Source organism: Micromonospora sp. NPDC047557, assembly GCF_043205095.1.
Taxonomy (GTDB): domain Bacteria; phylum Actinomycetota; class Actinomycetes; order Mycobacteriales; family Micromonosporaceae; genus Micromonospora.
Genome location: NZ_JBIDDK010000018.1, coordinates 122363 through 134517 on the forward strand (window position 1 = coordinate 122363; position 12155 = coordinate 134517).

The following is a 12155-nucleotide window of genomic DNA, read 5'->3' on the forward strand; positions in this document are numbered from 1 at the left end:
CGCGTCGGGCGCGGTATGCGGCCCGTCCGCCTACCGGCGGTTCGGGCCCGTGAGCCGCTCGGTTAGCGTGCCGTCATGAAGCGTGCCGCCGACCGGTTGGAGCTGGTCGCCGATCCGGTCCGCCGAACCGGACGGACGCTGCTCTCCGCCGGCGTCGAGCAGTCGTACGTGGATGTCGAGGATCCCCGGCACCTGCACTTCGAGTACGTCCGGCGGATCGCCTCGGCCGTGGAGCTTGCCGCACCGGCGGGCGTACCGCTGAGCGTGCTGCACCTCGGCGGCGGCGCGTTGACGCTGCCGCGCTGGCTCGCCGCGACCCGGCCGGGCTCTCCGCAGCGGGTCGTCGAGCGGGACCCGGCAGTGGTCGAGTTGGTCGCCCGGGAACTGCCGCCGCTGCCGCCCGAGGTGCGGGTCGAGGTCGGCGACGCCCGGGACGCGGTCGCGGCCGCCGCGCCCGGCGCGTACGACCTGGTGATCGCCGACATCTACCGGGCCGCCCGAATGCCCCGCCACGTACGCAGCGCGGAGTTCGCGGCCGAGGTGGCCCGGGCCCTGCGCCCCGGCGGGCTCTATCTGGTCAACGTCACGGACCTGCCGCCACTGGTCGGCACCCGGGTGCAGGTGGCGACGCTGCGGGCGGTCTTCGGCGACGTCTGCGTGTTCGGGGACCGCCGGATGCTGCGCGGCCGGCGCTACGGCAACCTGGTGCTCGCCGCGACGCACCGCCCCGGCGGTCTGCCGGTCGGCCGGCTCGCGGCGGCGGCCCTGCGCGACCCGATCCCCGGCGGGCTGCTGCACGCCGCCGCGCTCGACACGTTCGTCGCCGGCGCCCATCCGTTCACCGACAGCGACGCCTAGACGAATAATTCCTGACCTTTGCTGGGGCGGTGGGCGCAGCCGGCGGCCGGCGGTGACCCTCGGTCACCTCCGCGGGGGCGGACGCGGTGGTAAGCGGTATACCTCAGAGTCATATTCATACCTCTGAGGTATACCGCTCAACAGCACATCCGCCCCCACGGGCAGCAAGGCGGATGACGCCCCGCCCTTCACCGCAGCCCCAGCCCCAGCCCCAGCCCCAGCCCCAGCTTGAATCAGGAGCGTCTTATTCGCCTAGGGCCGGACTTCGCGTCCGCATTGCCGGGTTTCCGACGGTCCGCGCGGGGAAGGCCCGGCGGGTGAGCAACGCCGACAATCGGGCCACCGCCCGCCGGGCCCTGATCGTGATCGGTCTGGTGCTGGCGACCGCGCTCGCGCTGGCCTTCGTGTACGCGACCCGCCGGGTGCTGGTCTGGGCCGTGGTGGCCGCCTTCTTCGCGGTCGCTCTCAAGCCGTCGGTGGACTGGCTGCAACGCCGGTTCGTGCGGCGGCGGGCGGTGGCCACGCTGCTCGTGTTCCTCGCCGCGTTCGTCGTGCTGGCGGTCCTCGCGACGGTCATCCTGGTGCCGCTGCTCGACGAGCTGGGCCGGTTCGCCGATCGGGGACCCGAGCTGTTGCGCGACGCGCGCGCCGGGCGCGGCCCGGTGGGTCAGCTCCTGGAACGCACCGGGGCACGACGCTACGTCAGCGAGCACTCCGACCAGCTGCGCGACGCCGGCACCCGGCTGCGGCAACCCGCCGTGGGCGTGGTGCGCGGTGTCCTGGAGACGGTCGCGGGGCTGGTCACGGTCATCGTGCTGGCGTACCTCATGGTGTTGGAGTCGCCGCGGATCATCGGCAGCGTCCTCGCGGCGGCCGGGGACGGTGCGGGCGAGCGACTGCGCCGGGTCGGCCGGGAGATGTCGCGGACGGTCACCGGCTACCTCACCGGCAACCTGCTGATCAGCGTGATCTGCGGGGTGTTGACCTTCCTGGTGCTGACCCTGACCGGGGTGCCGTACGCGGGCGTGATCGCCCTGCTGGTGGCGGTGACCGACCTGATACCACTGGTGGGCGCGACGATCGGCGCGGTGATCGCCGCCGGCGCCGGGTTCCTGCACTCCCCCACCGCTGGCATCATCGTGCTCGCCTTCTTCGTCGTCTACCAGCAGGTCGAGAACCATCTGCTCCAGCCGCTCATCCTGTCGCGCGCGGTGCGGCTCAACCCGTTGACCGTGCTGCTGAGCGTGCTGCTCGCGGCGGAGCTGGCCGGCTTGCTCGGCGCGCTGCTGGCCATCCCAGCCGCCGGCATCGTCCAGATCCTGCTGCGCGAGTACGGGCCACGACGGCTGAACCCGCCCCCACCGGCGGACCCCGGCGAACCGCCCCCGCCGGCCGTGCCACCACGTGGACCGGCCGGTCCCGCCACCTCGCGGGGCTGACCGGCCGGTTCGACGGGTTCCGCTCAGCGGCCGCGCACCGCGACCTCCGGCGACGTGCTCTCCAGCGGGACCGCGTTCGCCGGGACCAACCCCAACTGCACGGCCGAGCGGGATAGCGCGGCGTCGAGCACCCAGTCGGCCCCGACGCGGGCGCGGTTGCCCGGCATCGCCATCAGGTGGTACGCCCGGGTGACCGCCTTGGCCGGCAGCCCGGACAGGTTGACGTGCAACGGGTTCGCGGCCGCGTCCTTGCCGCCCAGGTCGACCACCCAACCCAGATCCTGGTGCTTGTACGGCTTGCGCCGGCCGAAGCCGTACGACGCGGCGATGTTGTGCGCGACGAGCTTGCCCTGCCGCTGCGCGTGCTGGGCCGTCATGGCGCAGACCTGACCGGGGTGGGTCAGGTCGGGCACGGCGGCGGCGTCGCCGCAGGCGAAGACCTCCGGGTAGCCGGGGACGTTGAGGAACTCGTCGGTGACCAGCCGGCCCTTCTCGGTGCGCAGGCCCAGCTCGTTGACGAACGGGTCCGGCCGCACCCCCACGCACCACACCAGTGAGCAGGTCGGGACGTACTCGCCGTCGGTGAGCTTGACGCCGTCGCAGGTCGCCTCGGCCACCGACGTGCCCATCCGCACGTCGACCCCGCGCCGGTTGAGCACCTTGTGCGAGGTGACGGACATCCGCTCGTCCAGCTCGGGCAGCACCCGGGGGGCGACGTCGAGCAACATCCAGCGGGGCCGGACGGTCAGCCGGGGCCGCTGCGCGTGCAGCGCGTCGGTGAACAGCTGCCCGTGCGCGGCGACCTCGGTGCCGGTGTAGCCCGCCCCGACGACCACGAACGTGGCGCGGGCCTGCTGCTCCGCCGGGTCCTCGGCCTGCTCGGCCAGCTCCACCTGGCGGACGATGTGGTCGTGCAGGTAGACGGCCTCGGGCAGGCCGCGGAAGCCGTGCGCGTACTCGGTGACACCCGGGATGGGCAGCAGCTTGTTGACGCTGCCCACGGCGAGCACCAGCCGGTCGTACGCCAGGCGGTTCTTCTCCCCCTCGGGCTGGGTGAAGCCGACCCAGCGGTTCTGCAGGTCGACGTGATCCGCCTCGCCGATCACCACCCGGACGCCCTTGAGGGTCCCGGTCAGCGGCACCGCGATGCGCCCGGGCTCGACCACCCCGGCCGCCACCTCGGGCAGCAGCGGCAGGTACAGGAAGTAGTCGGTGGAGTTCAGCACCACGATCTCGGCCCGGTCCCGGGCGATCCGGCTCAACGTCTTCGCCGCGTGGTAACCGGCGAACCCGGCCCCCACGATCACCACACGAGGTTTCGTCATTGCGGGCCGTTTCCCGTCGCAGCCCGGGACAAACGTCGAAGCGCAGGCACGCTGTCAGCTCTGCTCGAGCCAGACGTGAGCGCTGGAGCCCACCGCCTCCAGACCCCACTTTTGGCCGAAGGCCCGCACCCGGTCGGCCGAGATCCGGCCGAATTCCGGTGGAACCGCCGGGTCGAGCACGAGCCGACCCTCGACCGGGTTGAGCCCCAGCACCGCGCGGACCAGCGCCAGCGGCGCGCCGGCCGCCCACGCCTGCGGGCTGCACGCGGTGGGATACGGGACGGCGAACAGCAGCCGTTGCCGGTCGGACCCGCTGAGCGCCTCGGGCAGCCGGTGACCGAACTGCTCGGCCGCGTCGATCATCGCCAGGCTGATCCGGTTGGCCTCCGCCCGGTAGCCGTAGCGGACCAGGCCGAGCGCGATCAGCGAGTTGTCGTGTGGCCAGACCGTGCCCGTGTGGTAGCCGAGGGGCCGGTAGAGGCGTTCCTCGGCGGACAGCGTCCGGATGCCCCAGCCGGAGAACATGTCGGGTGACATGAGTTGGCGCACCACCGCGTCGGCCCGCGCCTGCGGCACGATCCCGCTCCACAGCAGGTGACCCATGCTTGACGTCTTGGAGTCGACCAGGTTCTTGTCGCCGTCGAGGGCGACCGCGTAGTAGCCGCCCCGCTCGTCGATCCAGAAGTCCCGGTTGAACCGCTCGTACAGGGTGCCGGCCTCGTCGCGCAGCCGTGCCGCCAGGGTGGGGTTGCCCAGCGGGCCGTCGAGCAGCTCGGCCAGCCGCACCTTCGCGTCGTAGGTGTAGCCCTGGATGTCGGCGGTCGCGAGCGGCAGCACCGGGATGCGCCCGTCGGCGAAGCAGATGCCGTCCGGCGAGTCCCGCCAGCACTGGTTGCCCAGCCCCTCCGGGGAGCGGGTGGCGTACTCCACGTAGCCGTCGCCGTCGCGGTCGCCGTACTCGTCGATCCAGCGCAGCGCGGCCAGCGCGTTGTCGTGCAGGTGCCGGACGGTCTCGTCGTCGCCGGTCCAGCGCCAGTACTCGGAGAGCAGGATCAGCCAGAGCTGGGTGGCGTCGGCGGTGCCGTAGTAGGGGCCGTAGGGCTTCTGGCCGATACGGGTCAGTTCGCCGCTGCGGACCTCGTGCAGGATCTTGCCGGGCTCCTCGTCGGTGAAGTCGTCACAGGCTTCGCCCTGCAGTCGGGCGAGCGCGAGCAGCGCCCCCTTCGCCAGCTCCGGCCCGGCCACCAACGTCTGGTACGCGGTGATCAGGGTGTCCCGCCCGAAGACGGTGAGGAACCAGGGCAGTCCCGCGCCGGGCAGCAGGATCCGCTGGCCCTTGACCTCCAGGTCGAGCCGCAACGCCGCCAGGTCGTCGCGCGACTGGCGTGCGGTGCGCTCCAGCGCCTGGCTGTCGCTGCGCAGCACCGCCCGGTCCTCGGCCCACCGGCGCAGCGGGTCGTCGACCCGGCCGTGGATGACGTCGACGATGTCGCCCCGCACCGGCTCGACCACGCCCAGACCCGGCGGCAGCGGCACGTGCAGGTCCACCCGCCAGTTCTCGCGCGGACGCAAGTGCAGGTCCCACACCAGCTCGTCACCCTCGATCCGGTCCGCCGGCGTCGCGCAGCGCACCCGGGTCTCGGCGGCGAAGTCTCCGTTGCGGTAGGAGAAGACCAGCTCGGAGCCGTCGGCGGCATGGTCGCGGCGGATCTGCGCGGAGCGGTCCCGGGCCACCGACTTGACCTCGAACAGGTCGGCGAAGTCGACGGACACCGCCAGCCGCAGTTCCACCCGGACCGGCTCGGCCTGGTACGACACCAGCTCCAGTCGCTCGTGGAAGCCGTCGCCGACGTAGCGCAACCGCCGGATGGCGAGACTGTTCGGCGGCAGCCCGGGCAGCTCCGGGTTGGTGAGCACGTACTGCGCGGAGTAGTGCTCGAGGGTTTCGGCCCGCAACACCAGCAGCTCACCGCCGTTGACGGTGAGCGTCCAGCCGCTGATCAGGCGGGTGTCCAGGTGCACGAGCCCGCCGATGCTGCCCGGCGGCACGTCGCCGCGCGCGTCGGAGTACAGGAACGTGGGGCCGCTGAGCACGGCGAGCGACTCGGGGCCCAACTCGGGCGGCATCGCCCGCTGGTCGCCGCTCACCCCCGTCCCGGAAGCCACGCCCACGGTCGGGTTGGCCGGGGTCGCGCGCACGACTGCCATGACACCCACCGTAGGAACGACGGCCACCGGGTGTCATCACCCGGTCCGGGTGAAAGCTCCACCACCATTCACGCCTAACGATATGGACAAACATCATTATCGATGGGCAGGATGCCGGAATGGGATCAGACGACACCGGCGCGCGGCCCACGAGGCCGACCCGCCGCACCTTCCTGTCCGCCTCCGCCGCCGCCACCGCGGCGACCGCCGCCACCGTCGCGGTGCCCTCTCTGGCCGCGCCCGCGGCCGCTGACGCCGTCCCCGCCGGCCCCGGGCGCCCGGCCCGCGCGCAGCGTCCCGAGCGCGAGCTGCGCGAGTTGCTGCGCCAGGTCGACCCACGCCGCATCGAGGCGATCGTGCGCCGGCTGGCCGCGTTCGGCACCCGGCACACCCTCTCCAGCCAGGACGACCCCGAGCGGGGCATCGGCGCCGCCCGGGACTGGATCCACGCCCGCCTCCAGGAGTACGCGGCCACTTCCGGCGGCCGGATGACAGTCGAACTCCAGTCGTACGTGCAGCAGCCCGCCTCGCGGATCCCCACCGCGACCCGGATCACCAACGTGGTGGCCACCCTGCGCGGGGTGACCTCGCCGAACCGCACCTACGTCGTGACCGGCCACTACGACTCCCGGGCCACCGACGTGATGGACGCCGTCAGCGACGCGCCCGGCGCCGACGACGACGCGTCCGGCGTGGCCGTGGTGCTGGAGCTGGCCCGACTGATGGCCACCCGGCCCACGGCCGCCACTGTCGTCTTCGCCGCGGTCGCCGCCGAGGAGCAGGGCCTGTACGGCTCGGCGTACCTGGCCGCTCAGCTCAAGGCGGCCGGCGCAGACGTGCAGGGGATGTTCAGCGACGACATCGTGGGCAGCAGCACCGCCGACGACGGCACCCGCGACCCGTACGCGGTGCGGCTGTTCGCCGAGGGGGTGCCGACCGCCGAGACACCGGCGGAGGCGACCAGCCGGCAGTCCGTCGGCGGGGAGAACGACTCACCGTCGCGGCAGCTCGCCCGGTTCGTCCGGGACGTGGCGGAGAACGACGCGACCGGCATGCGGGTGCGGGTGATCTACCGGCGGGACCGCTACCTGCGCGGCAGCGACCACATCTCGTTCCTGCGCGAGGGCTGGCCGGCGGCGCGGTTCACCGAGCCGAACGAGGACTTCGCCCACCAGCACCAGGACGTCCGCGTGCAGGACGGCCAGCAGTTCGGTGACCTGCCCGAGTTCTGCGACTTCGGGTACATCGCCCGGGTGGCGAGGGTCAACGGCGCGGCGCTGTGGTCACTGGCCCAGGCGCCCGGCACGCCCAAGGGCGCGATCATCGTGACCACCGACCTGACCAACAACACGACCCTGCGCTGGCAGCGCGGCGACGAGCCGGACCTGGCCGGCTACGAGGTGGTGTGGCGCGAGACCACTGCCGCCGAGTGGCAGCGGGTGATCGGAGTCGGAGACGTCACCGAGGTCAGCATCGACCTGTCCAAGGACAACGTCTTCTTCGGCATCCGCGCGGTCAACCGAGCCGGCCTCCGCAGCCCGGTAGCCTTCCCCCGCCCCGGCAGCTGACCGCGCTCCCCCACGCTCCCCCACGTCCCGCGCTGTTGATCAAGAGGTTTGCGTCACGACACGCCGGTGTCGGTGACGCGAACCTCTTGATCACGCGGGAGGTGGGGTGGGGGCGGGGGCGGTTATGGCCCAGCGTTCGTGGTCGCGCCACGCGCCGTCGATGAACAGGTAGTCCGGGGAGAAGCCTTCCAGGCGGAAGCCGAGCTTGCGGGCCACCCGCCGCGACGGTTCGTTGCCCGGCTGGATGTTCGCCTCCAGGCGGTGCAGGCCGGCGGTCGTGAACGCGTGGTCGATCACCAGCGCGACGCCCGCCGAGGCGTGCCCGGTGCCGCTGTACGGCTCGAACGCCGCGTACCCCAGGTAACCGCCGCGCAGCGCGCCCAGCACGATGCCGCTGATGTTCACGTAGCCGGCGATCGCGCCGCTGGCCCGGTCGCAGATCAGGTAGCCGGCGCTGTCCCGGCGACGGATGCGGCGCAGGTAGCTGTCGTACTCCTGCGGGGTCGCCGGCGCGGCCAGCCACGGGTGGTGCAGGTCCCGGCTGCGCCGGACGGCCGCCACGAACTCGTCGACGTCGGTGGGTCGGGGTCGCCGGATCGCGGCGGGACCACCGCTGCGCAGGTATCTCACGGCGGACCACTCTGACCGACCGGCGCGGCCGTTGTCCAACCGGGCCGCCACCCGAGCCTCCGGTCAGCGCGTCGGGACGTCGGTGCTCTCCCGGGGCAGCACCGTGTGTGGCGCGACGATCTCGGCGGTCGCGGCGTCGGGCTCGCCGATCCGCGCCGCGAGGCGGGCCACGGCCTCCCGGGCGAGAAAGCCGGTGTCCACGGCGACCGTGCTGAGCGTGGGCCGGGAGTAGCGACCCTCCTCGATGTCGCCCATACCGATCACGGCGACGTCGGCGGGGACGCGCAGCCCGGCGTCGAAGGCGGCTCGCATCGCGCCGATCGCCAGGGGGTCGGAGAAGCAGAAGATCGCGTCCGGGCGGTCCGGGCCCGCGAACAGGTCGCGGGCCGCGTGGTAGCCGTCGGCCCGGAGGTGGTGCCGGCCGGGCAGCAGATGACCGGGCGCGGGCGTCAACCCGGCACCCCGCAGCGCCCGGTGATAGCCGGCCGTGCCCGGCCGCGGCACACCGACAGACCCCGGGGGGTACGCGCCGATCGCGGCGATCCGCCGTCGGCCGGTGCGCAGCAGGTGGGCAGTCGCGTCCTCGGCCGCTCCGGCGACGTCGACGCGGATCTGGTCGCACCGCGGGTCGCGGGCCGCGCCCCCGACCAGCACGACGGGTCGACCCGCGGCGGTCAGCGCCGGAGCCAGGTCGCCCGGCGCACCGACCAGCACGCCGTCCACGGGCATCGACCGGCCCTCGTCCGGGTCCGGCGAGGCACCCTCGTGCTCGATGACGACCCGGTAGCCCCGACGCCCCGCCGCGTGCACGACCTCGCGGGCAAGGTCGTCGCCGTACGGCAGGTCGACGTCGGGCAGGACCAGGGCGAGGACGCCGGTGCGTCCGGTCCGCAGGGTCCGGGCGAACGCGTTCGGTCGGTAGCGCAGCTGGGCGATGGCGGCCTCGACCCGGCGCCGGACGTCGGTGCTCACGTGGGGATAGCCGTTGACCACGTTGGAGACGGTCTTCACCGACACCCCGGCGAGCCCCGCCACGTCCTTGAGCGTGGAAGCCACCGCCCCGCCCTCCCCCGTTCCGTCTTCACACCGGCGAAATGACTTTGCCGGTGTAGTTCCGAACCTCGCAGGCGTTTTCACACCTGTCAAGGCGCTACGGTGGTGTGGTGCGAGAGGGGTGATCGGTGGACGACGACAGCGCGGTGCCGGCCGCCGCCCGGCTGCTGCGGGATTTCGTTAACACCGTCGAGCCGCAGATCGACGACGAGACGCTGACCAGCCCGGAGCGGCTGCGCGACTGGTTCGTCGAGCGGCGGCTGCTGCCGGCCGGCGTACACCTCGGGCCGGCCGACCTCGACGCGGCCGTGACGATCCGGGAGGGCCTGCGCGCCGTGCTGCTCGGGCACGCCGGCCACCTCGGCGACCCCGCCGCGCTCGATCGCCTCAACCAGGCCCTGGCGGCGACGCCCGTCGCGCCACGCTTCACGGCCGACGGTCACCGTCTGGTCGCCGTCAACGGCGCGCCGCTCGACGAGGCGGTGGCCGGGCTGGTCGACGCCATCCGTCAGTGCGATGTGGACGGCTCCTGGCGGCGGCTCAAGGTCTGCGCACGGGACACGTGCCGCTGGGCGTACTACGACGCGTCCCGCAACCAGGCCCGCCGCTGGTGCTCGATGGCCGGCTGCGGGAATTACATCAAGATGAAGCGGGCGTACGCCGTTCGCACCGGCCGTGCGTCCGCATAGCATCTCGGCATGGCAACGCGGCTGGTACAGATCAACATGAAGGCTCGGGACGACTCCGCCCTGGGCGGTTTCTGGGCGAAGGCGCTCGGCTGGGGAATCTCCAGCGAGGGCCCCGGTGTCACCAACCTCGAACCCGAGGGCTTCGTCTACCCCGACCCCGTCGCCGTCTGCGTCGACCTCGTCGTCTCCCCGGAACCCAAGACGGTGAAGAACCGCGTGCACGTCGACCTGGCCACCACCTCGGCGGCCCACCAGGCGGAGGTGGTGGCGCGACTGAAGGGTCTCGGCGCGACGCTCGCCAACGTGGGCCAGGGTGACGTGCCGTGGACGGTCATGGCCGACCCGGAGGGCAACGAGTTCTGCGTGCTGGACTCGCTCTACGACGAGACCGGCCCGATCGCCTCGGTGGTCGTCGACTGCGCGGATCCGCGAGTCATGGCCCGCTTCTGGGGCGAGGCCATGGACTGGACCGTGCACAAGGTGACCGAGGACAGCGCGGTGCTGCGCTCGACCAAGGGCGTGGGTCCCTATCTGCAGTTTCTCCGCACTCCCGACGTGAAGACGGTGTGGAACCGCGTCCATCTCGACGTCCGCCCCTACCCGGGTGACGACCTGGAGGCCGAGGCGGCCAGACTGCGGTCTCTCGGGGCCACCGCCGTCGACCTGGGCGACAGCGATATCCCGTGGACCGTCCTCGCCGATCCGGAGGGCAACGAGTTCTGCCTCCTCACGCCGAGCTGACCCACACCCTCGTCATCGGCGCGGCGCGCCGGGTGGCACGCGCCCTGGCCGCCCTAGGCCCGAGATCCGCTCGGTTGTTCGGGCTACGCACCCGCCCGCTACTCCCAGAACCGGCGAATGCGAATGTGAATGTCAGCCTGATTCAGATAGATAGACTTGGGCTATTGTCCCGATTTGCCCCCATTGGAACACCTGACGTGATGTGGTGGTCAGCGCGCTTCATCGGCGCCATTCAGGCCGTATCACGCAGGATGCCGCTCGTTTGACGTCTCCTGCGGGTAGTACCCACGGAGGGTGTTCTGTGACAGCTAAACCCAAGAATTGGCTACGGCGGCGGGTGGTCCTGCCGTCGCTCGCGGCTGGCGCAGCTGCCACGGTGGCAGCCAGCCTGTTGCTCTTCAGCTCGACCGCTGCAAACGCTCAGGAAGCACCGGTCAACCTGGGGACGGCGGCCGACTTCTCCGTCCTCGCCGGAGCGGAGCCCACCAACACCGGCCCCAGCTTCCTGGCCCAGAGCCTTGGGCGGTTCCCCGGGAACACCGCGTCCGGCTTTGGAACGGCCACCATCGGCGGGGAGGTGCACCTCGGCGACGCGGTCGCGCTCCAAGCTCAGAGCGACCTGACCATCGCCTTCAACGACGCCGCCGGCCGGACCCCGTTCACCAACCTCCCGGCGGAGCTGGGTGGCAACACACTCAACGAAGGGGTCTACCGGATCGGGGCCGCCCAACTGACCGGAGCGTTAACGCTCAACGGCCAGGGCGACCCATCGGCCGTGTTCATCTTCCAGGTCGACTCCTCGCTGACGACGGCGTCGAACAGCAGCGTCGTCCTGACCAACGGGGCGTCGGCCTGCAACGTGTTCTGGAAGATCGGCAGCTCGGCGACGATCGGCACCGGCACCACCTTCGTGGGCACCATCATGGCTCAGGCCGCGATCACGATGGCCACGGGCGCGACCCTCCAGGGCCGCGCGCTGGCGCGCACCGCCGCCGTAACCCTCGACACCAACGTCATCACCGCACCGATCTGCGCCGGGCCGACGGGCCCGCCCGGACCGACCGGCCCACCCGGGCCCACCGGTCCACCCGGCCCGTCCGGCCCGCCCGGCAGCCCTGGAGCACCCGGCAGCCCCGGCGCACCCGGCAGCCCCGGCGCACCCGGCAGCCCCGGCGCACCCGGCAGCCCCGGCGCACCCGGTAGTCCGGGAGCACCCGGCAGCCCCGGCGCACCCGGTAGTCCGGGAGCACCCGGTAGTCCGGGCGCACCCGGCAGCCCCGGCGCACCCGGTAGTCCGGGCGCACCCGGCAGCCCCGGCGCACCTGGTCCATCCGGACCCCCCGGAGCGCCCGGCGCACCTGGCAGCCCCGGAGCACCCGGCAGACCTGGTGGTGGCGGCAAGCAACCCATCCTGCCGGTCACCGGCGGCAGTGTGGTCCCGGCCATGACCGGCGTCGGAGGTGTGATGGTCGTCCTGGGCGCGGTCGCGTTCTTCCTTGCCCGGCGTAGACGCCTGGAGTCCTGATCGGTGGCCCGGCCGGATCCCGGCCGGGCCACCTCACGTCGTGGGGGCCCGCCCCCCCCCCGGGGGGGCCGCCCGCCGGTTTTGGCTGGGCGGGGGGGAATACACAGCGCCCCGGCCGG

The 12155-nt window shown here is 72.6% G+C and carries 10 protein-coding genes; 6 read left to right on the forward strand and 4 right to left on the reverse strand.

Features of this window, described 5'->3' with window-relative positions:
- Nucleotides 1–75 precede the first annotated feature (75 nt).
- Both ACGGAQ_RS29700 and ACGGAQ_RS29705 read left to right on the forward strand, forming a co-directional pair.
- Nucleotides 76–858, forward strand: a complete 783-nt coding sequence (locus ACGGAQ_RS29700; RefSeq protein WP_393054875.1) for a spermidine synthase — start codon at nucleotides 76–78, stop codon at nucleotides 856–858.
- A gap of 317 nt (nucleotides 859–1175) precedes the next feature.
- A complete protein-coding gene (locus ACGGAQ_RS29705; protein WP_393054877.1) occupies nucleotides 1176–2297 on the forward strand; it encodes an AI-2E family transporter in 1122 nt (373 codons plus the stop codon).
- A 23-nt stretch (nucleotides 2298–2320) separates the two neighbouring features.
- Here ACGGAQ_RS29705 and ACGGAQ_RS29710 read toward each other — a convergent pair whose 3' ends face one another.
- Both ACGGAQ_RS29710 and ACGGAQ_RS29715 read right to left on the reverse strand, forming a co-directional pair.
- The gene (locus tag ACGGAQ_RS29710; protein ID WP_393054879.1) at nucleotides 2321–3622 is read right to left on the reverse strand and encodes an NAD(P)/FAD-dependent oxidoreductase; all 1302 of its coding nucleotides are present in this window, start codon (nucleotides 3620–3622) and stop codon (nucleotides 2321–2323) included.
- A gap of 54 nt (nucleotides 3623–3676) precedes the next feature.
- Nucleotides 3677–5830 (reverse strand): glycogen debranching N-terminal domain-containing protein, encoded by a 2154-nt coding sequence (locus ACGGAQ_RS29715; protein ID WP_393054881.1) that lies wholly within the window; start codon nucleotides 5828–5830, stop codon nucleotides 3677–3679.
- A gap of 119 nt (nucleotides 5831–5949) precedes the next feature.
- On the opposite strand from ACGGAQ_RS29715, the gene ACGGAQ_RS29720 reads away from it, so the two are divergent.
- Nucleotides 5950–7398 carry a M20/M25/M40 family metallo-hydrolase gene (locus ACGGAQ_RS29720; RefSeq protein ID WP_393054883.1) on the forward strand — a complete coding sequence of 483 codons (1449 nt, stop codon included), beginning with the start codon at nucleotides 5950–5952 and terminating at the stop codon, nucleotides 7396–7398.
- Nucleotides 7399–7488: 90 nt separating this feature from the next.
- On the opposite strand, the gene ACGGAQ_RS29725 is transcribed toward ACGGAQ_RS29720, so the two are convergent.
- Nucleotides 7489–8028 (reverse strand): GNAT family N-acetyltransferase, encoded by a 540-nt coding sequence (locus ACGGAQ_RS29725; protein ID WP_393054885.1) that lies wholly within the window; start codon nucleotides 8026–8028, stop codon nucleotides 7489–7491.
- 63 nt (nucleotides 8029–8091) lie between these two features.
- Complete coding sequence (locus ACGGAQ_RS29730) at nucleotides 8092–9084, reverse strand: LacI family DNA-binding transcriptional regulator (RefSeq protein ID WP_393054887.1); 993 nt, start codon at nucleotides 9082–9084, stop codon at nucleotides 8092–8094.
- Between the two features lie 125 nt (nucleotides 9085–9209).
- Between ACGGAQ_RS29730 and ACGGAQ_RS29735 the strand changes: the two genes are divergently transcribed.
- From ACGGAQ_RS29735 to ACGGAQ_RS29745, 3 genes are all read left to right on the forward strand, one after another.
- On the forward strand, nucleotides 9210–9770 hold the full coding sequence (locus tag ACGGAQ_RS29735) for a CGNR zinc finger domain-containing protein (RefSeq protein ID WP_393054889.1): 561 nt from the start codon (nucleotides 9210–9212) through the stop codon (nucleotides 9768–9770).
- A gap of 9 nt (nucleotides 9771–9779) precedes the next feature.
- Nucleotides 9780–10511 (forward strand): VOC family protein, encoded by a 732-nt coding sequence (locus ACGGAQ_RS29740; protein ID WP_393054891.1) that lies wholly within the window; start codon nucleotides 9780–9782, stop codon nucleotides 10509–10511.
- A gap of 376 nt (nucleotides 10512–10887) precedes the next feature.
- Nucleotides 10888–12036, forward strand: a complete 1149-nt coding sequence (locus ACGGAQ_RS29745; protein WP_393054893.1) for an ice-binding family protein — start codon at nucleotides 10888–10890, stop codon at nucleotides 12034–12036.
- The last annotated feature ends 119 nt before the right edge of the window (nucleotides 12037–12155 follow it).

What these genes read in the sequence shown, in the direction of transcription:
- ACGGAQ_RS29700 (WP_393054875.1), top strand. Translation starts at nt 76, where the DNA reads ATGAAGCGTGCCGCCGACCGGTTGGAGCTGGTCGCCGATCCGGTCCGC.
- ACGGAQ_RS29740 (WP_393054891.1), top strand. Translation starts at nt 9,780, where the DNA reads ATGGCAACGCGGCTGGTACAGATCAACATGAAGGCTCGGGACGACTCC.
- ACGGAQ_RS29715 (WP_393054881.1), bottom strand. Translation starts at nt 5,830, where the DNA reads ATGGCAGTCGTGCGCGCGACCCCGGCCAACCCGACCGTGGGCGTGGCT.
- ACGGAQ_RS29710 (WP_393054879.1), bottom strand. Translation starts at nt 3,622, where the DNA reads ATGACGAAACCTCGTGTGGTGATCGTGGGGGCCGGGTTCGCCGGTTAC.
- ACGGAQ_RS29720 (WP_393054883.1), top strand. Translation starts at nt 5,950, where the DNA reads ATGGGATCAGACGACACCGGCGCGCGGCCCACGAGGCCGACCCGCCGC.